Source organism: Fibrella arboris (assembly GCF_041321095.1).
GTDB lineage: Bacteria > Bacteroidota > Bacteroidia > Cytophagales > Spirosomataceae > Fibrella > Fibrella arboris.
Map to the genome: position 1 here is coordinate 505,572 of NZ_JBGGWE010000004.1, position 25,945 is coordinate 531,516.

Genomic DNA, 25,945 nt, shown 5'->3' on the forward strand with positions numbered 1-25,945 from the left:
CCGTCAGTCAACGCTGCCGATATGCCTACCGTAGCGCTGTATCTTTCCCGAGCAGGTACTTATCGAGAAAAACCCGAATGGCTTGATACGCCGTGATCTCGTTCTCTTTCTTCAGAAAGCCGTGGCCTTCATCGGGAAAAGTGACGTACTCGACGGGAACGCCGTTTTTCTGCACATTCGCCACAATCTCATCCGACTCGACCTTCAGTACGCGTGGGTCATTGGCGCCCTGAATCACGATCAGCGGTTTCTTGATACGCTGCGTATGAAACAGTGGCGACTTGTTATACAGCGCCAGTGAATCAGTGACCGGATGCCCAATTTCTTTGAACATGGCGTCGCGTTGTGGTCCCCACCAGGCAGGCATGGACTTGAGCGTGCGCAGCCAGTTGGCCACACCGAAAATGTCGACGCCAACGGCAAAGTCATCGGGCGTGAAGGTCAGGCCTGCCAGCGTCATGTAGCCACCGTAGGATCCGCCCATAATCCCAATTTTTTCAGGAACAACGTACCCGGTTGCCGTCAGGAATTTCTTTGATTCCACACAGTCGCGCAGATCAGCGTCGCCATGCTTGCGGTCATCTGCGGCATAGAACGTTTTGCCGTATCCAGATGATCCCCGGTTATTAACGGCTAGCAGTACATACCCGTTGTTCACCAGATACTGCACCAGCGGCGAGTAGGTCAGCCGCGTTTGCCCACCCGGCCCGCCATGAATCAGCAATATAGCCGGGCGTTTATTGGTAGCCGATGCATCCTTTGGTTTATAAAGCAGGGCCGGAATCTCCATTCCATCAAACGATTTATACCGGATCACTTCGCCCGTAACCAAATCAGCCGGGTTGATCTCCGGATTCAGGCCCTGTACCAATGATGTAGCCTTTTTCGAGTCGAAATCATAGCTAAACAGCGTGGCGGGGGCATTTGAGCTGTTTACAAAAAATAGCATGCGCTGCTCACTGTCGCCAATTGTCACCCCTGTTACATCACCAGCGGGCAGATCGGCCGCCAGCGCCACGGGCTTTCCGCTACGCGTGTCGATCAACTTCAGTTCGGTATGGGCGTCGTTATTGATCGACACGACCCGATAGCGCCCTTTGTGCGAATAGTAATCGGCCGCAATATCCCAGTTGGCTTTATCAAGGGGAGCGCTTTTACCGGTTTTCAGGTCGTAGGCCGATACGTAGGCGAACTCGCTGCCCGCATCGGAACCGATAAGCAGTTTTTTACCGTCGGGACTAAACCCTTCGGGGCTGTTGGCAACCTCGCCTTCGTGGGCTGTTACCAATTTCGTCTCTTTCGTTTGTGTGTCATACAGGCAAACGTCGCTGTTGGTTGTGGTGATGGTTTTGCTCAACGCAACGTACCTGCGATCGGGCGAAACGCCGCCGGGAAAATACCCGCCGGGATTCTGGTAAATCAGCCGGGGTTTCATGGTGGCCAGGTCCATCTCAAACAGATCGAAAGCCGCTTTATCACGGGCATTCGACTGATAGAAGAATCCTTTGCGGTCGTGACTCAGCCCAGCGTACTGGTATTTTGCATCGGGGCCAGGTGTCAGGTCCGTCACGGCTCCATCGCGTTCCCGTAAGTAGATGTGTGTTAGTTCATTACCGCCCTGATCGGCGGCGTAAAGAATGCGACCATCGGGCAAGTAGCCAAGTGTGAACAGCGATTCTTTCTTTGAGAAAGTCAATTGTTTGGGTTGCCCACCCGCAAACGGCACTTCGTAGAGGTTGAAGATCCCATCCTGATTCGAGCTGAACAACACCGTTTTCTCGTCGGGCGACAGATCGGCGCCCCCAAAACGAATTGTTTTCATAAACTGCTCGATCGTGTACTGACGAACCGCTTTGACCGGCGGATCACCAGCCGCGGGACGAGCAACGTACCCCACACTCAACAGGGCAACAACAGGCAGAAACAGAAGTGATTTCATAGAATAGACGTAGACGGATGAACGGGATAGCTAGTTCATGTAAGCTACTAAACAGTTCAGAACCAGCCATTACCTATTTCGTAAACGGCGAAACTCCCGAACAGATGGTAAGAACAGCCAATCGCTTTGCTTTTGGGTCAACAAATTTGCAGATATATTTACAAGCGATAGTGGTACGTAACAATCAAGAAGATTGGAAAGACAATCTGGCCATATAGACACTGTTTTCGAAGGCGATTTATTCAAAAATTGACTAGACCTTTCTGAATCGAAAGTGCCTCGCTTCAAAATATATGCTACCTATGACCGATTTATTTTTTATTAACGAGCCGTTCGATCAAATCAATTATACAAAAAGCAAACTGCCTGCGGGTGAGTATGAACTTTGCCGGTTTACAGGTTGTGACTTTACCAGATCCGACTTATCAAACAACGTTTTCTACGACTGTGACTTCATCGACTGTCAGCTGAGTGGCGTTAAGCTAACAAAAACGGCACTGCGAGATGTGCGGTTTAGAAACTGCAAAGCTGAAGGGCTTCATTTCGAGCACTGCAACGATTTTCTATTTGCCGTTAGCTTCGATACGTGCGTGCTTACGAAGTCATCCTTCTACAAGCAGAAAATCAAGCACACAACGTTCAAAAAATCGATTCTGCACGAAGTTGACTTTATGGGTGCCGACCTCACCGGCGCTGAATTCGACGACTGTGACCTCCGGCGGGCGGCCTTCGAGCATACCATCCTGGAAAAAGCTGACTTCAGAACCGCTTACAACTACTCGCTCGACCCCGAGTTGAATCGCCTCGCCAAGGCAAAATTCTCCCTGTCGGGCGTGGCCGGGCTGTTGGTGAAGTACGACATTGCTATTGATTAGGTACGTTGCCTGACGGTACTGGCCTGGCGCTGCGTCCCCGACAGGCTCAGGGGACGCAGCGCCAGGCCAGTACCAACTACCCGATTGCTGCCTGGCTCAGCATCGGTTGTTCTACCCGTCGGCGCATGGGTTGCGGCGTCCAGTAGGTTAGGCTACGCCAGAGCCATTCGAAGGGGCCAAAGCGGAAATAGCGGAGCCAGATGGGTGAGATAATAAGCTGGAATACCCAGATAGCGAACACGACATAATAAAGCTGGTGATAAGCCAGTTTGCCATAGTTCCCCAAGCCGTAGCCATTGAAAAACAAGGCACATACGATGCTATGGGTCAGGTAGTTGGTGAACGCCATCTGCCCCACCGCCGTCAGCGCGCGCATGAGCCAGGGCACCAGTTGTGAGCGGTATACCAGCATCAGCAGGCTGGCATGCCCAAGGGCCAACAGCCCCCGCCGCAGGTCATAGAGTGCGTTGGGCGAAATTCGATAGGTATCTACTGCCAAACCGGGGTTCAGGTACATCTGGGCCGTGTGCTGCACATAAAACCAGCTGATGGGCAAACCAATCCCATAGCCCAGCAGCAAAATCGTTTTGTAGGTATCGGTCGAGAGTTTGTTGCTGAAAAAGCCGAGTTGGAGCAGCGCCATCCCCAGAAACATCATCACCAGCATGTCCCAGGCCCCATGATAGACATACCAGACTTCACTACCAGCGTTTTCGGGTAGTATATGCATGAATACGGACGCGTAGTTACCGCGCATCTCTCTCAGCGCTTTGGCATCAGCCTTCGGGTCGGGTTTGGTGCGGCCTTCTATACGCTCCCAGCTTGCCTTCTGCTCCAGTTGCTTTTCTGAGGGTTTTTTCCCGGCCTTCTCCAGTTTCACTGCCTGCAAATAACCCGCTCTGGCGTCGCGCATGTTGCTTTGCCAGCCTTCATTTTTATAGAGCCCGATCAACAGGCAGGCTAGCGCAATACCCAACAGCCAAACCGGTTTGAGCTTTCTGAACGGATAGAGCAGCATACCCATCAGGCCATACATAAACAGGATGTCGCCCCGCCAGTGCAGGATATAGGCGTCGAGCAGCCCAAATAGTACCAGCCACAGCAGTCGCCGATAATAATATTCCACCACCGACGGTCCGTCGATAGACTCGGGTTTATTGGTGGCAAACAGTACCATCCCTGCGCCGAAAAGCATCGAAAAGAGCGCCCGCATGGTCCCCTCGAAAGCCGTTCCGACAGCTGCAAAAGCAAAATAATCGCGGCTGCCAGGGTCTTTTACGACGGCCGCCATGCCCGATTCCAGGTAGCCGAATAGCGGAATATTCATCATCAGAATACCTAGCAAGGCCATTCCCCGCACCAGATCAACCGTCTGAATGCGTTCGGTAGCCTCTACCGGGCGGGGGGCGTGTTCTTTGCCTGCGGCCGGGACAATAGTCAAATCAATGGCTGCGTCATCGACTGGGTACGTTGGTAGCGATGTGTTCATGTTGACAGGGCAGTTTAAGCGAGAATAGGCGTAGATGAAGCCGGGCGCAGTGGTTGTTTTCGGGCCAGCGTAAGGGATTGCCAAAGCCATTCGGCGGGGCCTATTTCAAAGCGGCGCAACCAGAGTGTGCTGGCGACCAGCTGAATCAGTCCTATTTCGGCCACCAGCACATACAGGTAGGGCAGGCGTAAACTCCCGAAATAGCTCATGCCATACCCGTAGAAAAAGAAGGTGCACAGAGCCGCCTGCAACAGGAAACTGGTCAACGGCATATAGCCGACAGCGCCCAACGCGCGGCTCAACATACCTGCCCGCCCAACCCGGTACAGTACCATCAGCAAACCCACCAGCCCAACGGCGCCAAAAGCGCGTTCAACCGGAGTTAACAGGTCGGAAAGCGGCAACGTACCTGAGCTGATCAGTTTCGGGTAATCGACCATGGCTGCTTCGTAGGATGGTAACGATAACCACGCCACCGCCTGGCTGACCGCCAGCCCTCCTACTGCCAGGGCAACGTATTGGCCCGTCGAGAATCGGTGGGAGAAAACGCCCCACCGGAACAGCGCCATCCCCAGGAACATCAGCGAAGCAATCTCCCAGATCTTGCGCTGGTAGAATTGCCAGGCCTGATCGAACTGAAAGCGCGGCACCAGGAATGACCATACATCGCTGTAATCGGCGGAGCGGGTAGTGGCAATGGCTTTTTTATCCTTGACACCGTCATACGCCACGCCCTTCACCATCCCCTCCCAGGCCGATTTATCGCCCTTTTGGTCATCGGTGAGCTTCACTTTTTTGTTCTTCTTTTCCAACGCCACCACCTTCTGGTATTTGGTATATTTTTCGCGCTGGTCGGTGTAATTCCAATACCCTTTCCCACTGAAAAACAGGCCGGTTACGATGGCCGCGATCAGAAAACCGCGTGCCGACAGTCGATGTAACGGAAACAGGAAAACGCCCAGAATACCGTAATGAAACAGCACATCGACGGGCGACAGCAGGACAAAGGCGTTGACAATACCAAACACAAGCAGCCAGAGATTGGCCCGGATGTAGCGTTCAGGAACCGAGAAACCAGCCGTTGTTTTTGGCCTTGACAGAAACGGCAAAATCCCCGCCCCGAATAAGAGCGCCGTCAGCGGGGCCATGGCGTTATCGAGCAAAAGATGCGTCCACTTCAGCAACTGGTAAGTACCGCCATAAGGCCCGCGCCATAGTTGCATGACCTGCGCCTGAGTCAGCCCAAACGGGCGGATTGTCACCACCAGCAGCCCCAGAATAGCTACGCCCCACAACACATTGAGCGGGGTGAACCGGCGGTAAACGGCGGCCTCATCGTCTGCCGGAGAAACACCAGCTATCGGTGCCGTATTTGTGTCTGTTTCTACCGTATAAGTAGACTGATTTTCCATAAGTAGTGGCTTTAAGAAGCGGTCATAAATCTAACATAAATACTTGCCAAACAATAGGTTACACAATTTTTAAAAATTCATACTGTGTAAGCGGCAGGGCAACGGCCTTCCCGGAATCAATCCATACTTGCTCGCCGGTCTGTACTGGCAGACTAAATCAGGTGAGCGCTTGGGCCAACGTTCAGGTGGCGTTTAGCGCAGGCGGGCCAGTGTCATGGTAATGGTGTCGCCCTGCATGATACCTGAGAGCCGCATCGATTTTCCCGTTCGTTCACTGATAGTAAGCAGAAGCGTATCATCGGGGGTAGCATCGGAGCCCATAGGTAGGTGTTTCACGACTTGTAATTTGTTTTTCAGGCTATCGAACTCGTAGGTACCGCGCATGCTTTCGGTTGCTTTGTAGCGATAGGGGTTGGGGCTGAAGGCGCACCCCTGCCAGCCGGCGAAATACACCCGATTCCAGGCTGTTGTATCGGTCAGCCAGGCCGACGTGGGCACTACCTTTCCATTCCGGGTAAGCTGGTCAACGCGCCAGGTACCTTTCAGTAACGTGTCGCTCTTATCTGTGAAAACAAATTGCGCTATGAACACGAACGCCAGGGCAATAGACAGTACCCGAAGTGCGTGCTTTACCCAGTTTCGGCCCAGGGTAACGGGCGGTAAGTGCTCGACCAAATCCCAGAAGGCGGCTTTGAGCCTGGGTACATCGAGCAGCAACAGAAAAATCAGGCCCAGGGTAAACATCACCGAGTTGAAAAAAGCCCCCGGCGCAATCTGATAAAACAGGTTGATCAGGACGATATTGACCATCACCGGCAGTAAGATGATAACGCCCAGCAGGGTAGTCCGGCGGTAGAGCAGCAGTATGGAACCGCCCACCTGAATCAGGCCGATGATGACTGCCAGCGTGTAGGAGTAGCCAAAATAATACCAGGTCAGGCCGAACCCATTCACTTCGCCAAGGGGGGTATCGATCCGAAAGTCAGGCGACTGGAACTGGGTCTTCAGAATTTTGGCAAACCCATAGGTGGCAATCGACAGCGACAGCCAGTACCGAATAACCCCCTGCATCCAGGCGTGGTAGAGGCCACCCTCCCTGTTCCCAGCCTGTTCGCGCCGGTGCCAAAGCCAGCTGAACGCCATGCTGCCGAGCACCGCCACCCCAACGATCCCCAACAGTACATAGTCGAGATACGACCCATATTTCACCATGACTGCCCGAGGGAGCAGTTCGAGCCCCATCATCAGTACATTGAGCACCGCAATGGCAGCCAGAGCCGATTCGCAGCATTTAAAGAACCAGGTAGTACGAGCGTATAGCGGCGAAGGAAACATGGCAATATGGGTACGGTCTGGCCGGTGAGGGATTATTTAACGGTGGGGGCTACAATCATCGAGGCTTCGGCCTTATCGCTCATCGCCAGCACCGTTCCCGGCTTGGGTGTCAACATGTTGGCCGTCACGTCGTTCTCCAGATACATCTGAAAAAGACTTTCATTGCCTTTGCTATACGCCCATGTCAGATCGAAAGGCACTACCGTTTGTTTCCCCAACGTCGCTGGTATCTGTAAGCCCGTTAGCTGGGTGATCATATCAGAGTACTGAGCCGCTGTACACGCCACGCCAGCGCATGATTGAATCAGATACCCTTTATTCACGGGAAAAGAGGGTTTATTGATCCGCGTCAAATAGGCTTTGACGGCATACGTGATCTGGCCCGCCGGGGTCTTTTTAGCCTGGTTCAATGGCAGCGATACATGCGCATTCGTGCGCTTAACGGTACCCAGCAGCGAGCCATCTTTCCCCAAGAACTCTAGCCGGTCGAGCCTGAACTCGCAGGCAAACGGACGGTCATCTACCCCATTCGCCATCTTACACGGCAGGTTCAATACAGGCAGTTTCGGGTTCTTCGGCACCTGCAGCGTCACGCTCTTGGGGTTGGTCAGCGTGGCCGAAAGTGGTTTTTGCGCCCGGGCGGCGAAAGGTCCTGCCAGTAGTAACAGAAAGCATAATGTTTTCATAAGGCCTGTTTCACGGAGATAATCACTTCTTTGCCGTCGCCTTGGGTTGAAAATCGGGGTGACCAGCCTGCCAGAGCCCAAAAGCAAGCATGTTGGCGAAGTTGCGGAAAGTCACCAGTTTGTCTTCGGTAAAGTGGCCATTGTCGTAATTGACCTGCATCAGCACTGGCTTACCACTTGTGCTGGCGGCTTGCAGCGCAGCGGCGAGTTTACCGGGTTGCCAGGCAATCACCCGGGGATCGTTCATACCACCTACGCAGATCACCGCCGGATACTTCACGCCTTCTTTCACGTGCTGAAACGCATCCATTTCATACAGCGCCAGGCACTCGGTCGAGTCTTTCACCGTGCCAAACTCAGCCGCATTGATGGGGCCATTTGGTGAGTTCTCCATGCGCAGCGCGTTAGAACAGCTCACGTTGCTGATAGCTGCCGCAAACAGGTCGGGCCGCTCCGTGATGGCCCGGCCAATGAGCACTCCCCCCGCCGACGTTCCCATGCCGATCAGTTTGCTGGCGCTGGTGTAGCCGTTTTTGATCAGGTATTCTCCGCTCGATATAAAATCTTTCCAGGTGTTGGGTTTGGTTGTTTTATAGCCTGCCTTGTACCACGCCTGCCCTTTTTCGGAGCCACCGCGGGGGTGCGTCTCAGCCAGCACAACGCCCATATTGAGCAGGGCCAGGTTACGACGACTAAAATAAGGCGTTCCCGACATGCCGTAAGCGCCGTACCCGTTCATCAGACAGGCCGCGCTACCATCGCGTTTCAGTCCTTTTTTGTAGATGATCGACAGCGGCACCAGCGTTCCATCATGGCCGGGGATTTCGACTTCTTCCACCACCAGGTCAGCTACGCCGGGGTAGTTCATGGGCACGTGGAATGTGCTCGTCGTCAGTTTGCGGGTTTCCGGATCGTAGTCATACAACGTACCTGGGTCATTCCACGACATTGAATACACCAGTGCTTCGTTTGATCGGGGGGCGTCGTAGAACTCAATCCCCATCGTGCCTGTACCGGGAACGGGTACGTCGGCCCATTGGTTGGTGCGGGGGTCGTACTGCCTGATTTTCTCGTTGATGCCGTCGCTCAGGATCACAAACAGAAAATCTTTCGATGAAGCCATGCGGGTGATGTTCAGCTTACTTTCGGGCAAGAGCACCGTGGCCGTGGCCGGGTTAGGGTTCGCGGCATCCGTTAGTAAGATCTGGCCATTGGGTGCCCCTTTCACACTTTGCAGGAAGAGTCGGTTCCCCAGTTTCAGGAAGCTGCTGACGCTGTCGGCAACGGCGCAAACCCGCTTCCAGGCCATCACCGGCTTGCCCACTTCCGCTGCCGGGGCTACCCAGGCTGTAGTGCGGCGATCCACCGTGCCGAGAATGCCGTAAACCTGCGTCTGGTCATCGGAGTAATACATGATCGGGTACTGATCGGGCTTGATGCCGAAGTCGGGGTTTTTCGCGATGGAGAACAGCTCCGGGTCAGTGGTTGGGTCGGTCTTCAGTTTGTGAAGCCGCCCTTTGGTGTTGAGGGTACCATTCGGGTCTTTGGTATCCATCGAGTTGTTGGGCGTGTAGAGAAAGCCGCTGTTGTCGGGTAGCCAGCTCACTTCCCCGCCAAATACCGCCGTGATACTCTCCGGACTGAATGCGGGCGGCGTTCCGCTTTTGGCTGTCAGGTCCATCGTCCGCACAGTCGATAGTTCAGCCCCACCTTCCTGCAAACCGATGACCAGCTTTTTTCCATCAGAGCTCAGTGTGAAGGCCGTCATCATATACGTCTTGCCGGGTTCGTAGGCCATCGGATCGAACAGCAACGTTTCGGCACCGGCCTTACCCTGCCGCATGTAAAGCTTACCCGCCTTCTCGCTGGGCAGCGTTTTCCGATAGAAGTATGTATTTCCCCGCTTTTTGATCTCGCCATACCGCACGGCCAGCAGCTTGTCGTACTCGACAAACGTCTGAATCAGCTTATCGCGGCCCGGAATCTGGGCGAGTGTGGCGTTGGTATAGTCGCCCTGCGCTTTGAACCACTCGTTGACTTCGGGCGCCTTCATATCTTCGAGCCAGCGGTAGTTATCGACGACGGTCTTGCCGAAATAGGTATCAGACACAGGGCGCCTGGGCGTGGCGGGCAAAGCAGGTTGTGCCTGTGCTACGGCCGTATGAACGGCCAGAAAAGCGAGCAGAACAGTGAGTTGGCGCATAAGTAGATCGATTTTAAGGTGATCGTATAGAATGAGCCAAAGGTATTTAACTAACTAATAGGCAGTTATCGGATATATATATGACTTGAGCCACCGGTAAATCAATGTTTTATCGGTGACCAGAACCAACAAGGCCCACTCAATGCATGTTGAGTGGGCCTTGGGTATACCAATAGAATCGTTGTCACCTATTCCAGTGGCACGAGTTGGTAGTCATTCACCGTGTTACCCGTTTTCCTGCTTTCAGCGGTACGTTGCAACGGCAACGTACCTGGCGTTGGCGGAGTGGTGATGTAATATTCGATGGTCCCGATAGTGCTGGACGGAATGGGCTTGAGGTTTTCCAGAATCAACCGTTTGTTATCCGGCGAGACTGACCACGTACCTACGATGGTCTTCCCATCGCGGTCGATCAGCGTCACCTTTTGCGGGTTGGTCAGGTCGAGGCGGAAATTAACGTACCCAGGCTGCGTATTGCCGGTACCGCCCTGTGTATACACCACCTGATCGCCTTCCTTCACCACCTGCGCTTTCCAGACTTTCCCAATCGACAGCGGCTCCGGTGCTTTAGGCTGACAGGCCGGGAAGAGCAGCGTAGCAACTGAAAACAGCAGACAATAAACCCTGCGGCGGCCCGCAGCGGATTTTTTTATGGTATCCATATCTTTTTCGTGAATCGGTTTTTGTCGGTATCCAGGCAAAGCACATACACCCCGGCAGGCAGGTGGGCCACATCATACTGGAACAGAATCCCACCATTGACGCGGCACTGATCGGTTAGCAACTCGCGCCCAGTGAGGCCGATTACCCGCAGCTGTGTTTCCTTGAACTGGTTCCAGTTCAGCGTGACGAACAGGGTGCCCCGGTCTACATGGGCGTAGATTCCCTCGGGCAGTGGTTGTGGCCGTACCGCAATGATCGACTCCGGGGTTTTGGCCGAGGCGATATTGCTGTTTCCCGACTGGCCATTGGCGTTGGTCGACCGAATCCGGTAGTAGAAGGTTGTCAGTTCGGGGAGGCCGGTATCCGTAAACGTGGTAGCCGTTCCCGGCAGCACCGGTCCAACCTGTATAAAACTACCAGTTGGGCTGGTCGACCGCTCCACCACAATGCCCGCTGGGGTATTGGTGATGGCTCCCCAGGTCAGTTTTATCTGGTCGTAATCGGCAACTTCTGCTTTCAGGTCAGCCGTCGTTGACGGAACCGGCAGGGCGGGCGTGATGGCGTTGGCCGTTACCCAGACCGAACTGCCCACCGTATTCGTTGCCCGAAGCTGGTAATAATAGCGCGTGTTGGGCGACAGGCCTGTGTGGGCAAACGTGGTCACGTTCGACGCCTGCGTGGGTAAGCTCGTCCACGGGCCGGCACTGGCAGTACTCCATTGAAGGTCAAACCCGGTTTCGTTGTTGCTGTTATCGGTCCAGCTTAAGTTAATCTGCGACGTCGATGCCGCACTGGCATTGAACGCCAGCGGTGCCGTCGGCGGCGTAAGCGGTGGGGCCTGCGTGGTGGCGCAGGCTGGACCCGCAACGGCTGACCGGCCCGCCGCATTGACAGCCCGTACCTGGAAACAGTAGGTGCGGCTGGCCTGCAGGCCCCCTACCGTGTACTCGCTGGCGTTGGGCCCGGTTGTCCATACCTTCACAAACGTACCTGTCTGGCTGTCGGACTGTTCGACCTCAAAACCCGACTCGTTGGCGCTGCCATCCGTCCAGGTCAGCCGGATTTCCGTGCTCGACACGGCAACGGCGTTCAACCCCCTCGGCACGTCTGGAGCCGTGAGTGGCAGGGCCTGCGTGATGTCATTGGCAACGTCTGACCAGTCGCTGTATAGGGATGCTCCCGTCGGCGCGACCACTACCGCCCGAACCCGGTAATAGTAACGGGTCGATGGCACGCGGCCACCGTCCGTTTTCTGTTTGGTATCGGGGGGCAAATTAGCGTCTACCGTTTCCCAGGGGTCATTGCCGGTCAACGACCGCTGTAGTTCAAAGCGCGTTTCGTTCGGGCTGTTATCCGTCCAGGTCAGAGCAATGTCGGTGCTCGACGTGGCTGTCGCTTTCAGGTCGGTTGGCCGGGCGGGGGCCGTAACGGGCGGGGCCTGCGTCGTGGCACACACCTCATCGGTTGGCCGGCTGCTGCCGGCCAAATTGAAGGCAAGCACCCGATAGCAGTAGGTGGCACTGGCGGCCAGGTTGCCATCGTCGAAAGTGCCACTGTTTGGCCCTACATCTGTCAGGCGCTGCCAGGTACGTTTCCCGTCGGTGCTGCGCTCAATGGCAAAGCCCGTTTCATTGTCACTGTTGTCTTTCCAGCGAAGGGCGAGCTGCTTCTCGTTCACGGCCTGCACCACCAGCTCGGTAGGTGGGGCCGGTACGGTGACGGGTGGCGCCTGCGTAGTGGCACATTTGGGTTCGGTGAAATCGGACGTTTCGTTTCCGTTGACCGCCCGGATGCGGTAACAGTACGCTTTGGCAGGCGAAAGCCCTCCGTCTGTCCAGTTCGTTTCAGTTGGCCCCAGGTCTTTCACCTTGCTGTAACTGCCTCCGCTTCCCGTTTCCGACCGCTCCACCTGGATGCCCGTGGCATTGCCTGCGGTGTTGGCCCATTCCAGCCTGATCTGCGATGAGCTGATGGCACTGGCCGATAACCGGGCCGGGGCGCTGGGCTTAACAACCGGTGGGGCCTGGGTGCTGTTACAAAGCTCGTCGGTAGTACGGCTGTTGCCCGCCGTGTTGTAGGCAAATACCCGGTAGCAATACTCGGTGTTAGCGTTCAGGCCACCGTCGTCGTAGCTGGTTGTGTTCCTGTCTACCTCTTTATGACGCTGCCAGGTACGTTTTCCATCCGTACTCCGTTCAATGGCGAAGTTCGTTTCGTTATCGCTGTTATCCTTCCAGCGAAGCGTGATCTGCTTATCGCCGACGACCTGTAGAGCCAGTTCAGTTGGTGGGCTCGGCAGCGTGATGGGCGGTGCCTGGGTGGTTTCGCACCGTTCGTTACCGGGGTTCGACAGGGTAGTATTGTATTTGGTCTTTACCCGGTAGCAGTATTGCCTGCTGGGCGTCAGGTTCCTGTGCACATACTCGGTCGTACCCACCCCACTGACCTCGTCCAGCCGCGTATAATTCCCTCCCTGGTTGTCGGCTACTTCAATGTAATAGCCACTGGCAAAGGTTGATGGACTCTGATCCCAGTTGAGGGTAATCTGTTGCGACGAGTTGACCGTTAGCCGCAGGTTGCGGGGGGGCTCGGGCACCAGCTGGGCTGTGGTGGCGCATTTCGTTTCCGACACGGCATGGCCACTTTCCTGAATGCGGTAGCAATATTCTTTACCGGCCTGCAAACCCGTGTCGGTGTATTCGCCCCCATCGGCCAGCCAGTCTTTCACCCTACTCCAGGTACGTCCGCCATCCTCGCTGCGCTCAATTGTAATGCCCGATTCTTTACCATAGCCAGTCCAGGTCAGTTTAATGGAATTGCTGCTGCCGTTGGCATTGGCCCCAAAATTCCGGATGTTAGTGGGCGTAAGCGACGTAGTTTGACAGGCCGAATTAGAGTAGTTCGATGTGCCTTCCTGCGCGTCTCTGGCACGTACCCGGAAGCAGTAGCTGACGCCGCCTGTCAGGGTATTGATGGTATAACTCAGGCTACTGTTTCGCCCCGACGATTGGGTATTGATCACTTGCCACGCGCCACCCGCCGTTTGCATGTCCAGCTCGTAGGTGGTAGCCAACTGGGTAGACCAGGTGGCCTTGATGCTATTGGCCGTCACGTCGGAGAGCGTGGGGGCAGCGGGCGTGGGTGGGGCGGCCTTGGTGGTTCCGTTGGCCGTGTTCGAATAATTGGTGTAGGTATTACGCCCCAACGAGCCACGAACCCGGTAATAATAAGTCCGAAGCGAGGGCAGATTCTGATCGCAGTAATTACCAGCCGACCCCGCGCCACCGGCAACAGCCTGCGAATCACCCACTTTGTTCCAGCCGGAACGGCCGTCGTCCGACCGCTCGATTTCGTAAACCGTTGCCGCCGCCACATTGGGTGTCCACTGCAGACAGATCGACCCGCCGTAGCTTACGTTGACGTTGAGCCCCGTGGGCGCATTACTCTGCGCGATGGCACTGCCCGTCGCCAGCAGGACGGTCAGCAAAAGGAGAAGTTGATACAATCGGTTCATGGCTTCAGATGCGTGTGGATTTACCAGTTAATGCCAACAGGATCAGTCGGATCGCTTTCGCGCTTGTCGGGTTGAACAGCCACCAGCGTGTAGAAATAGGCAATGCCGGGTGTGGCGTCGCGGTCGAGGTAGTCAGTCATTCGGCCGGGCAGCGTCGCAATGAGCCTTGGCTTGGTCGTTTTGGCGGTGTAGCGATAGACCTGCACCCCATCCAGCTGCTGATCGAGCGGGGGGCTCCACGACAGCCGAACGCCTTCTGTGGTTGGCATAACGCCCAGGCCGCGCAGGGGCAATACCGGTGGCAGCGGCCGGAAAAATGGCGATGTGGCCGCACTGAACGCACTTTCAACCGCATCGCTGCGAACGGCTTTTACCCGGTAAGTGTAGGTACGTCCCCGCACCACGCTGCTATCGGCCCAGGCATTGCGGGCGCGATCCGTGCGGGTTTGGCGGTAAGCTTCGGTTTCTTTTTGCCCGTCCACCGTTCGGCAAACAACGTACCCGGTTATGTACGGGTCCAGTTCGATCATATTGTCCCAGACTACCAGCACACCCCGCTCCTGCGGCAGTACCACCGGGTTCATCGGTGTGGCTACCCGGTTGGGCAAACGCAGCGGCGAATGCACTTCATTGCTCATCGGACTCACACTATAGCTGGTATTCAGCGCCGCAACGGCCCAACGGTAGCTTACCCCAACCGGCAGGTTCTGCACCGCTACCGCCTGATGGGCCGATGTCCCCGTTGCTGAAATCAGGCCCGAATATGGCACGAAAGGTGTTGTAGGATCAGGCGAGTAGTAGAGGTAATAGCCCCGCGTGTCGGTGTTGCTCCGGCTCCAGCTAAAGTGCAGCGAATCGGGTGTGACACGGAGTTTCAGAAAAGAGGGCGCCGTCAGATTGGCCCGGTATGCCTTCACCATCCCCGACACTTTCACCGAGGCGGGCAATTCATCGTAATAGCCGTTGGGCCGAAGCTGGTAGTAGTAACTCTCCACCGGCTCCACGTTGGCATCATAATACACGGTATCGGCCGGCAAAGCCGTAGCCACACGCGTAAACGGCCCATCGAAGCGGGTGCTGCGCCAGATATCGACCGAACGCAGGTCTTTGGTCGACGACAGTTGCCATGAGAGCCGGATGGCCTGCTGTTTTTCGGCACTGGTTGCCTGGAACTGCGCAATCACCGGCAGCGCTTCGCCCGTGCGGAGCCCTGCCACAGTCAGCGTATCCGAGGCTTGCCCTTCATTACCCAGAAAATCAAGCGGTGTGACCGTGTACTGGTACACCATTTTCCGGCGCACGTTCCGATCCAGGAAGAAGACAAAGACGCTGTCTTTTTTTCCTTTCCGAAAACCCCACTCTGCCGGTATATCTGTAAAATCCGTTTGGGCATAGGCGGCCCGGCGAACCCGCAAACCTGCCAGAGTTGGTACTGGTTTTTTCAGCCAGTAGTGCCCCTCGACCGTAGCGCCATCGGCCCGGTGGTGTACCAGGCGGGGCGTAGTAACCAGGCGTTCACCAACCGAACGACTTGCCGAAGTTCTGGCATCGGGCATGGTAACGGGCTTTGAGGGGCGACCCGACGTAGTTGCAGCGTCTTTCAGCCCTTTGAGGCGGTATTCGTAGGTATGTCCGGCCACGGCCGAGGTGTCGAGAAAACCAACGCCCAACGCTTCCAGTACCTGCGGATTGTAGCCGTAGGTATACAACGAATCGGTGAAGTCGGCCGCCGAAAACCGATGGAACAACACAGCAGCCATCGTATCCGAAGCCGGACTGTACAACGGATTTTTCGCCGTCAGCGACAGCAGACGTACCCGTAATTCCTCGGCCGACCGGGGCGCGTAATCACTGACCGCCACCCGTTTCCAGTCGCGCGAGCCGCTTTCTGTCCGTTCCAGCACAAACCGAGGCCCGCGCAGCTCCCGGCTCGCCTGTACAAACGCCCCGTACCGACCGGTTTTTACGCTGGGAAATTGCGCGAAAGCGGGGAGGGTAGCAAGGAGGAGGAGTATGTGTATTGCTGTCCCGCGTCCGGGCACGTAGTGCGAAGCCATAAGCCGAGTTTGATTGACAAAAATCGTTTTCATGGAGCGGGTGTGACGGTTTGGCAGACTTCAGCCTTGCAGGCGTTGAAATCGCAGGTGAATTTGGGCGCGGCGATATTGACGCCGCCACCGATCTGGTACGACACATTGGGCAGACCCATGCCGAGGCAAAACCCGATCTGCTGATCGGTGCTATACGAGTCGATGCCCAGGTCGACGTACAGTTTGGCTTTAAAATCAGCCGACAGTTTCATGCCGAAACTCATGCCAATCGTCTTGCTGGGTACGTCGTAGCTCAGATCGGCCTGCTCTGACCCGTCTACGTCGATCGATCCCGACGCGGCGATGTTCAGCACCGACCCGTAGGCGTAATAATGTACGCCCGCGCCCAGTCCGGCCCCGAACTTGAAAGCACCGTTGTTGTAGTTGGCAAACGAGTAGCCGTCGATGTAGCCGTTGAGGCCCATCTTCACGTTGCCGATCACAAAGCTTTGTTCAAACGAGAAGTTGTCGATGATCGGAATCGGTATTTCCCCGTTGACAAACACACCTTTAAACCCCCCGTTGAACGCACAGGGAAGCGCTTTGCGGTGCGTATTCTGGAACAGGATCGGTTCTGCTTCGGTAAACGACGGACTGGTGTAAAAACCCAGCATCAGGCCTGCTTTCATCGTGACGGGGATGATCAGGGGCACATCGCGCACCGTTGCCGACGCCACCAGGTAAAAGCCCGCCGGGTCGATCACCACCTGCGCCATACCCTGCTCGACGGTCATCGTGGGCGGCAGTGGCATGTTGGGCGGCAGCTTCACCGTACCGGTCAGGCGGCTGTTGGCCATGTCGAACTCCAGCGAAAGGCCAGGGAACCCTTCGGAGGCGCCCAGCCCGTCGGCTTTGATTTTCTGTCCTTCGGCCCGCACCGCCCCATAATTGGTAAAGCTCATCCGGTTCACGTCAGTAGCGGGTAGCATGTCGAAGCCGGTCGGAATACCCGAAAACTGGAGCAATTCCCACTGCCCGTTCTTCACGATCTGTTCGGCATAGACTTTCGCGAAGCTTTTGTTCCCCAGTTCTACCGCCAGCGGTTTCGCTTTGAATGCATTGTTCTTGATCGGCACGGCGACCAGTAGCTTGTCGAAATCGGGCGAGAGAGGGCTGTTCAGGTCCGCTTCCCGGTCGTGGGTGATGTAGGTGCCGCCGCCAGGCCGAACCGAGTGCAGCAACATCATGCCGCCTTTGGCATTGCCCAGCTTCAGTTTACCCGGCTCTTCCACGAACCCGCGCATCACCAGCATGCCGTTGGCCAGATACAGGGCCATTTTTTCGCTCTTGTCGGGAGCCACATCGCGCACCGCCTGAAACGCCACCTGCCCTTTGGTATCGACCCTGAAGTCGTCGATCATCACCGTTTTCAGGGCCACCGGGCCTTTACCGTCGGGCCGGTAGTACACGAAACGTACCTGCCGGTCTTTGGGTGCATTGGGAATAGTAGTGCTGATGCCCGCGTCGAAGGCGAAGTAGTCTTTACCCGTTTCAATGGTTTTGGGACGTACCTGGATCACGTTATCGAAGAAGCCAAACGCCTTGCTGGCTGCGCCGAAGGTCAACACATCTTCCCCATTGTCGAGCAACGAAATGGTCTCAAAATCCAGGCTGCTGGTCAGGCCCGGCAAGCCCGAATCGGCGCCCAGGCTGGCCGCTGCTTTCCCGCCAACACTGGGTGTGACCACCACGCTCCAGTGGCCGGCCATATCGGAGCCAGTAGCGGCATCGTAGCCAAAGAACGCTTTGCCATTCACGTTCAGCTTGGCAATACCAGCCAGTTCGAGCGTTTTGGTTGGGGCCGCTTCGAGCTTCAGGAAATCGGCGCGGAGGTTGAAGAGCGAAATAGGTACGTCGACTTTCCCCGTTTTCACCACACCCTCCGTCGAATAGAAACCGCCCTGCTTGTAGTCGAGCGTCCAGTTACGAACCTCCACGCTCCAGTTGCCTGCCAGCTTGAAACTCAGCGGCGTCTCACCCGATTTGGCATCGATGGTGTTGTTTTTCAAGACCAGGTTGCCCACCGTCACCGATATACTGGCCGGCTGCGCGTTCGGAATCGTGCAGGTCAGCGTCGGGTTCAGGTGAATCTCGTCGCCTTTCAGCCGTGACCCTTCCACACTGCTGGTCGCCTTAAAGGCCAGTAGCTTCATTTCCAGCGGCTTCCCATTCGCCTGACTGAGTCCGAAGTTGGTACGCTTCATGGGCACCGCGCCCGCATTGAACGCCACTACTTCGACATTGTTCCCCCGGCGGTTATCCAGGTCGCAGAGGTAAAACTGGCCTTTTTCGTAGCTAAACAGGTTTTCCGAGAAGTTGAACGAGTTGTCGATCAGCTGCGCTTTGGCGTAGACGACCCCTAGTGCGCTTCCCTCCTTCCTGACAATCCTGAACATCCCTGTGTTGTAGCTGCCTTCAGTGGCGGTCAATTTCACGTTGTAGCGCGGCACCTGCCCTGGCTTGTACGGCTTGTCGAAATAGCCCAACTGGTCGAGAATGCCCGTTTTCAGCGTCACCGACGACTCAACCGGTTCGCCCATTGTGGCATCAGCGGCAGACGGCTTGAACAGTACCTTCTCGAAGCGAACCCGAACGGTAGGGTCCATCATGGCAAACGGCCCGCGTTCTGACCCGCCTAGTTCCACTTCACCCGACACCTCGACCTGCCCTTTCCCCACCTCTTTCACTGTCTCGATCTTGACGGGGAAGCCCCAGATCGTGGCAATCTTGAATTTAGTGAAGGGCTGCAACGTCAGTTTCAGCGACTGGCCAGTGGTTTGCGGCAACGCCTGCGCCACCGAAACGCCCACGTAACTCTGGCCCGGCCCCATATTCACGCTCGTATTGATGCTAACCGGCTGCCCATTCAACGTACTGGGCGTGTTGATGCCACCGCCCGACGAGGTAAAGCCGGGCTCATTGTAGATAGCCTGCACATTCACTGTTTTCAGGCCTTTCGGCACGGCCAGCGTAAATGCGCCGCTGGCGTTGGTGGTGGTGCTGACGGGCGTTTTGGCGTTGGCGCCCATGTCGACAAACACCTCAGCTCCTTTCAGGGGCGTGTCCGTACCGTTGGCGGCTTTGGTCACCACAGTCCCCTGAATCAGATTGGCTTCATCTAGATAAACGATCTGCGTAACGGCCTTTTTTGATTCGGTATTGGTCACTGAAATCGTTTTGGTCACGTACCCGGTCCGGGAAATTTCGACAAACAGGTTCTCGACGGAGACGTTTTTAAACTTCACTTCCAGCGAACCGACGGCCTGGCTGGGACCAAATTTGAACCCTTCTTCGTCGCGGCCAAACAGCCGAACCATTGCCCCGGCCAGGCTCGTGTTGTTCTGGGTACGTATGTCGAACAGCAGCCGGTGGTCACGCTGGTAAATGGGTATCTCCCCGGCGTCGATCCGGAACGTACCTGGCGCCATATCGGCCACTGGTTTTGGCAGGGCCTTCACCAGCCGGTATTCATTAAAATAGCTGATGTTGATCGGATAGACCTTCAGCGAATCCATTTTATTGTCGGGGCCGTAAGCCGAAAAACGCCAGCGCTGGGTCGAATTATGGTAGTACGTCTTGTTGTAAAATCCATTATCAACCTGCACGTAGGCCTCTACCGACGGTTTAGGGCTGGCTTTTGGGTCTGCCACCAGCGCATCCTGATCCAGCGTTGAGCCAATAATGCGGGTGTTGGGCTGCATCAGGATCCGGGGGAAGTACGCGTTCTGGCCCAGGTTTAATTCGCCCAGATTGATCGTTGTCCCATCAGACGATGGGGTGGCCGGTCCCTCTTCCTTGTCTGAATAACTATCGAAGACATAGCCCGGCGCGTCGATGTAGAGCATGGCCTTTTTACCAGGCGTCACCAGAAAAGGCGGAATCCAGCCGGTGGGGTCTGTGGTTGCCGCCTTGAACACCGAGCTGCCGCTCAGGTCAGTATAGCTCAGGTACACCTTGGCCGCTTTCACTCCCTGGGCAGGGTTGGTTTTGTCAACCACCCGCACCCGCACCGTGGGCTGGCCCGGCGGCAGGTATCGCTCTACGACATCGGAGCTGAAGGCCGCGTAGCTATCGGCAAACAGCGATACCATCGAGGCCCCCATTACCGTCTTCGCATTGATCTTGGTCGTCTTGAGCTTATCGCCCACCCAATAGCCAGTCGCATTTTCGCAGGATTCCTCTTTGGTGTACACGTCGTATCCTTTCTCCTTGAATGGACTTTGCTTGTACGCCTCCGCCGATGCCTGATCGATTGGCCCGATTATCTCGTAATTAAGACAGCCGGGGCAGGCTGGTTTTCTAACGTAGGTATTGGTGGTGCAGTTGATCTGCTGCATGCCTTTCACCACTTTCCCCAGTTTTTCGGCCTGGGCCTTTTCGGCGGGTGTTGGCGTAATGCTGTAGGTAGCGCCCCAGCCTTCGGTTTGAAGCATGGTTTTGGGCGGTAGTTTGTAATTGTTCAGCCCGTCAACATTGGGTTCGACCGCCAGCAGGTAGGCATCATCTTCACCCTGAGCCATGACCATCCGGGCAAAACTCACCTTTCCTTCGGCATTGGTTTTTTCTTTGGCAACCACAATATACTGGTACGAGCTACCGCCAAATGCCTTTGTCTCTTTGAGTCCCTGCCCTTCGTCGAGGGGTGGCCCCATGTAGGGCTGCATCGGGAAACTGCCTTTCCGGTAGGCCCGCACCGCGTAGACGGTTACCCCCGACAGTTCCTGCCGCACGCCCGCCTGTTGCTTCAATACCTGCGACAGGCCCGTGGTATCGGAATTGATCTGGGCATAGAGCGTGTAGCTTTTCACCCGCGCCGTAATATCGCCGAGGTCATAGTTCTGCAAGGGCTTCATCTGCTCACCGGGCGTATCGCCAAACGTTTCGGCCGGGCTGGCATAGTATGGATTGTCGACCACGACCCGAAGTGCCCGCTGATACACGGTCGAAGCGACTATGAATTCGCCCGTGCCCGATGCCTCGGTCGGCGGCAGGTCGCCCAGCACCAGGTCTTTGGTCATTTTCACGCTGAAGGCAAATGAGCCGTCGCCGGTGGTAACGGTGGTAGCCAGCGTGGGACTGATTTTCTGGTGAAAGTCGTAGTACTGGCTGGGTACGTCGGCGGTGAATTTACTGTTTGGAACGTGCGTGTCGCGGTAGACCACCTGCAACCGGATACGCGTGTTCCCCAACGGTTTTTTGTTGGCTGAATTATACGTTCCTCCCGCAAAAGCATACGCCAGTTTACCGGTGAATGTGACCGCTGGCGGGGTGGTTGTCTGCATGTTGAACGTGTAGCTCTCGGTGCGGGACAGCGCGGGAGAAAGGGCTTCTTTGGGGGCGACTAGTGAAAACCCATCGCCGTCGGCGGGCGTTTGTCCGCAATCGGGGCAGTATATGCCGTAGCCATCGCTGGATACGTACCGGTAGAGCAACCGGTCGATGCTGGTTTTATAAGCATTGCCATCGGTAGTCAGCACGCCCGCGCCAATGAAGGTGTAGCCCGCCTTTTTCAGCTCGTTCAGGGCCGACTTGACAACCGGTGACGCTTTCTCCGACCAATCACCTCCGCCATCCGGCAGGTTGGAGCTGGGTGCCTTATCAACCAGGCTAGTCACGCCGACACCCGCTTTCTGAGGCGTATTTCCTGCTTTGGCGGCCGATTTGCCCGCTTTGCCGCTGGCAGTCTCTTTACTCGTTGTAACGACCTGACCGGCATAATTGACCTGCGTGTCTTTCCCAACGCCGGGGGCCGATGAAGTGGCTTTACCTGCGCCTGCAGCGCCGACCGTCACCACCGATTTTCCGGCGTTTCCTGCCTTGGCGCCTTTATCCAGTATCGCCTGTTGCAGGGCCGAAACCTGATCAACGTTGCCTTCTATGGGCAACCATTCTTTCTGGGTGTAGGGATTGGGTTTCCGGAAAACGATCAGCGTTTTTCCGTTCAGGTTGACATTGGGGGCATCGGGCCAGTTTTTATACGCTTGCCGGGCCGTAATCGCCACGCGGTACCCACGCGCCAGCGCCACCACCGTTCCCATCTGAAAATCCCCGACCTGTTTGTCCGAGATCTGGAACGTCTGGTCGGGTTGCAACAGGTAGCCATTCCCCGGCACAATCCGGTAGCGGGTGTACGTATAGGTCGTATCAGACACAGGTACGTCGCCCTTGCCCTTCTGGCTGACCGGTTTACCCACCAGCGTATCGACCGGGTTGATGAACTCGCGCGGAATGGCAATGCGGAAGTTGCCATAAGCGTCGGTTTTGCCCACCATGAGCGTGCCTTCATACCCATTCGGAAAAATTTCGCGGATCATCACCGACGTGGTGGGCATGAGGTGGGGTGTACCGGCCTCGCCCGGATACCGGAACGCCAGCGTACCCCGCACCACCACACTGTCTGATTCAGCCCCGACGTTCTGTTTGATAAGCGAGAAACTGCGTGGCTCTGCCGAAATAGCACCCGCTGGCAAGCTATACTGTGTGCGCTGGTCAGTTGTCAGTCCCAGCAGATCAAGGTTCGCCCGGTAGGTACGTCCCGGTTCCAGTATGTCGGGCAGGTCTTTCCGATCGGCGGTGAAGAACGGCGTTTTCACCACCTGACTCAGCACCACGCCTCCTTTTTTCTGCCCCAGAGGCAATTTTGTCAGTGTCAGTCTGTAGCTGAGCATCGTGCCGGTGAGGTCAACCTGCTTTGTTTTCGCCAGATCGGCTGAGCTCATTCCTTTCAGCAGGGCCGCCTGCGCCGCCGCATCGGCCGGGAGCTTGCCAGCCACAGCCAGCGCCAGTTTGGGGTCGAGCTGCCAGCTGATGTACAGGGGTTTACCTTTTCCCAGTGGCACGGTTGACAACGTCTTGCCTTTGGGTGCAGCGGGTGTTGTGAAGGCCATGTAGTCGTAGGTCAATACGGGAGCGCTCACCACTGGTTGAACAGTGCCGTACTGGAATGAACAGACCGGACTTTTGCCGTCGTTCAGGAAATTCGTTTTTCCGCTGATGTCGCGGGCCTGCACCCGCCAGGCATATTTTTTCCCCGGAATCAGTTGAGGCTGCACTACCGAATACAGGAACGTACTGGTCTTCAGGCCTTTCACTTCCACCCCCGACTTGGGCAGCACCACGGCATCGATAAACACGTTCGGATCAGACGTCACCAGTGGCAACTCGACAATGCGTAGTGTATAATCGACCATGGCGGGCGAAACACCGATGGGAGGCGTCCAGGTAAAGACAATGTTCTGTGGCGTCAGGGGCTGCACATCGCTATCGCAGAAAGGGGCGATCAGGATCGGTGGCTCAACGGCTTTGATCGGAAACGGCGGCGAACACCCCAGCGGATTCTCGGGCGACAGTGGCCGGCTGGTGGCATTATCGAATGCCCGGATACAAAGTTGATAACTCCCTTCTGGCAGGGGTAGCCCTTTATACAGCGAATTCCGATCAACGCCCTGTATATCAAGCTGGTTCAGATCGAACAGGCCCGACAGGTCAGCATAGGATAGCAGTCGGTTCTGGAAGGGTTCCAGCGAAAGCGGCACCGGCGGGCGGTAGTTGGGCACCGTCTGAATCTGCACGCCATTGTTGCCCGTAACACTGCCCTGCAACCGGACATTCAGCCGGTTGGCGGTGGTATTGCGCACAAAAATCTGTACCTGTTTCCCCGCCCCGGCATAATCCTGAATATAGGCGCTGTAGGGCGGTAACACACTGATGGTCACCTGCACATCGTTCTGGGCTTGCCCAGGGTTCACCGCAAAGACGCAAAGGAACAGCGCACAGGCGCACAGGCGTTTTTTACCAAAAGCAAGTTGACCCATTATGCCCTTTGCGGTGCAGGGTTTAAAAAGAGATGCCATAGCCGAGGTTGCCTCTGAGTTCGTTGAATTGTTGAGCTGCAATGCCGGTATCGGTATTGAGATAATACAAGTTGGCGCTGATGGTCTGGCGCTTAGCCACCTGATACGTACCTGACAGCGAAGCCGTTAGCACCTTACCCGTCACGCCCAACTGCTGATTGACCAGGTAGCTGACATTGGCCGACGTACTGATCTTATTTTTCAGAAAGGACTGATTCACTCCCAGCGTTGGGCCATAAAACCGAACAATGCCATTGTTGATCGCTGGCGGCACGCCACCAGGTACGTTCGTGCTGTCGGGCAGACCGAGCGTAGACGCCACGGGTAGGTTCGTCTGGGTGTAGGTCAGCATGCCCGTGAGGCCCCAGCCGGTGGTGGTTTGCTGGTAGGTATAGCTCAGGTTGGCGTTCAGGTTCGTGTTCTCCGTCTGTGCCGCCGTACTGGGGTTCAAATCGCTGAGCTGTTGCCGGGTGGCGGTAAGGTTAACCGACTGCACCACGTCTGTTTTCTGAACGGTGTAGCGCAGATTGGCCGTGGCCGAAAAGTTGTTCTGTGCCAGTCGCAGCGTGTCGATTACGGGCCGCAACCCCGCCTGCTGGCTGATGCCGTAGTTCGAGAGTTGCAGATCGAAACCGAACTTCGATGCCGGATTGTAACTCACCACCAGCGAGCCGATTGTGCGCCCTGTTCGAACGTTACGCGAATTGGCCAGATTATCAAACTGTACTCCGTAACTACCCGACAGCCGCAGTTTATTCTCGAGCAGGTTCAGCGAGGGAGCAATAGCGTAGCTTTCAATGTCCGACTGGAAATAGTAGGCCCCCATTGTCTGGAAATTGGGATCGATGCGCTTATACTGAAGTTTCAGGCCGCCCCATTTATCGCGGTACCCAATCGACGCCTGTACAGCCTGAGTAAGCTGGGTGCTTAGACGTGGCGTGTATAGTTTTCCGAACAGACGAACCACCGGATTACTGCCCTCAGCCTCTATCCTGCCTGCCCGAACATCCCGTGTATAGGCACTGAGCGCGGCGTCTACCTCAACCGTAAAATACCTGACAATCAACAGCCTGGACGTTATACCAACGACCAGATTCTCGGCCGGTGTTACCGTTTGCGTAGCTGACTGCGGCACCGACGGGATAGACGCTGAGTCATCGTTGGCGCGGAGCATTGTCAGGTCGATGTAATTGTTGGGTTTGCCATAGCCCAGCTTCACGGCATAGCCCGTCCGGCCGTAGCTGGGTAACACATTCGCGTCGGCCAACGTACCTGAGATCGCGTTATTGAAGCGGCCGTAGATGGCTCCAAAACGCAGCCTGCCGGGATTCAATTCAACACCGCCCCCCAGAAACGTGTGCCCAGCCAGCGTAAACGGCGAAAACGTAACGTTGCGGTAGCCAGCATGAACAGTAACCCATTTATACGTTGGCGAGAGGCCAAACTGGTTGAACGGCTGCCGCACCGTAAAGCTCGCCCCCTGATTACCCAACACCGCTGCTATTGGAATCGATAGTCCCTGAGGCAGTACGATCGTTACCTGTCCGCTCAACCCGATTGGCGCCGGCTGATTCCGGCCCGCGATCCCATTGGCAGTATAGAAACCTGCGTAGGCGTTTAGACCGCCCGACACCTTCACATACTTCGCCAACAGGGAGGGCTCTTTCCTGGTAATCGTATCCTGCCCGAAGACGGACAAGGATACGAGCCAGAAAAGCCAACATAACGGTGTGGATAGAGAGGCGTTCATTGGGCAAGGTGTAGGATAGAATCAGTGCACTTAACTGACTCAAAACTACGCCCTTACCTTCCCGGCCACAATCGGATAAATGTATGATATGACTAAATGACCATACAGATTTTCTGGCACACATACCTAATAATCA

At 55.9% G+C, this 25,945-nt stretch carries 12 protein-coding genes; 1 reads left to right on the plus strand and 11 read right to left on the minus strand.

The genetic code is table 11. From position 1 onward, the window contains the following. Window positions 1-25: 25 nt before the first annotated feature. Complete coding sequence (locus ACAW75_RS09650; RefSeq protein WP_370728487.1) at window positions 26-1,939, minus strand: S9 family peptidase; 1,914 nt, start codon at window positions 1,937-1,939, stop codon at window positions 26-28. 302 nt (window positions 1,940-2,241) lie between these two features. On the opposite strand from ACAW75_RS09650, the gene ACAW75_RS09655 reads away from it, so the two are divergent. Beyond that, a complete protein-coding gene (locus ACAW75_RS09655; RefSeq protein WP_370728488.1) occupies window positions 2,242-2,814 on the plus strand; it encodes a pentapeptide repeat-containing protein in 573 nt (190 codons plus the stop codon). A 76-nt stretch (window positions 2,815-2,890) separates the two neighbouring features. Here ACAW75_RS09655 and ACAW75_RS09660 read toward each other — a convergent pair whose 3' ends face one another. The 10 genes from ACAW75_RS09660 to ACAW75_RS09705 form a co-directional block, all read right to left on the minus strand. Next, complete coding sequence (locus tag ACAW75_RS09660; protein WP_370728489.1) at window positions 2,891-4,303, minus strand: DUF418 domain-containing protein; 1,413 nt, start codon at window positions 4,301-4,303, stop codon at window positions 2,891-2,893. 14 nt (window positions 4,304-4,317) lie between these two features. Continuing rightward, window positions 4,318-5,715 carry a DUF418 domain-containing protein gene (locus ACAW75_RS09665; protein WP_370728490.1) on the minus strand — a complete coding sequence of 466 codons (1,398 nt, stop codon included), beginning with the start codon at window positions 5,713-5,715 and terminating at the stop codon, window positions 4,318-4,320. A 192-nt stretch (window positions 5,716-5,907) separates the two neighbouring features. Then, window positions 5,908-7,050 carry a hypothetical protein gene (locus ACAW75_RS09670; protein WP_370728491.1) on the minus strand — a complete coding sequence of 381 codons (1,143 nt, stop codon included), beginning with the start codon at window positions 7,048-7,050 and terminating at the stop codon, window positions 5,908-5,910. 32 nt (window positions 7,051-7,082) lie between these two features. Next, window positions 7,083-7,736, minus strand: coding sequence for a hypothetical protein (locus tag ACAW75_RS09675; protein ID WP_370728492.1), 654 nt, complete (start codon window positions 7,734-7,736; stop codon window positions 7,083-7,085). Window positions 7,737-7,758: 22 nt separating this feature from the next. Next, window positions 7,759-9,939 carry a prolyl oligopeptidase family serine peptidase gene (locus tag ACAW75_RS09680; protein ID WP_370728493.1) on the minus strand — a complete coding sequence of 727 codons (2,181 nt, stop codon included), beginning with the start codon at window positions 9,937-9,939 and terminating at the stop codon, window positions 7,759-7,761. Window positions 9,940-10,127: 188 nt separating this feature from the next. After that, the gene (locus tag ACAW75_RS09685; protein ID WP_370728494.1) at window positions 10,128-10,601 is read right to left on the minus strand and encodes a hypothetical protein; all 474 of its coding nucleotides are present in this window, start codon (window positions 10,599-10,601) and stop codon (window positions 10,128-10,130) included. Further along, a complete protein-coding gene (locus tag ACAW75_RS09690; RefSeq protein WP_370728495.1) occupies window positions 10,589-14,116 on the minus strand; it encodes a fibronectin type III domain-containing protein in 3,528 nt (1,175 codons plus the stop codon). The genes ACAW75_RS09685 and ACAW75_RS09690 overlap by 13 nt, the downstream gene beginning before the upstream one ends. A gap of 20 nt (window positions 14,117-14,136) precedes the next feature. Further along, on the minus strand, window positions 14,137-16,173 hold the full coding sequence (locus tag ACAW75_RS09695) for a fibronectin type III domain-containing protein (RefSeq protein WP_370728496.1): 2,037 nt from the start codon (window positions 16,171-16,173) through the stop codon (window positions 14,137-14,139). 29 nt (window positions 16,174-16,202) lie between these two features. Then, on the minus strand, window positions 16,203-24,059 hold the full coding sequence (locus ACAW75_RS09700; RefSeq protein WP_370728497.1) for a carboxypeptidase-like regulatory domain-containing protein: 7,857 nt from the start codon (window positions 24,057-24,059) through the stop codon (window positions 16,203-16,205). After that, window positions 24,043-25,809 carry a TonB-dependent receptor gene (locus ACAW75_RS09705; RefSeq protein WP_370728498.1) on the minus strand — a complete coding sequence of 589 codons (1,767 nt, stop codon included), beginning with the start codon at window positions 25,807-25,809 and terminating at the stop codon, window positions 24,043-24,045. Before ACAW75_RS09705 ends, ACAW75_RS09700 begins: the two co-directional genes overlap by 17 nt. Window positions 25,810-25,945 lie beyond the last annotated feature (136 nt).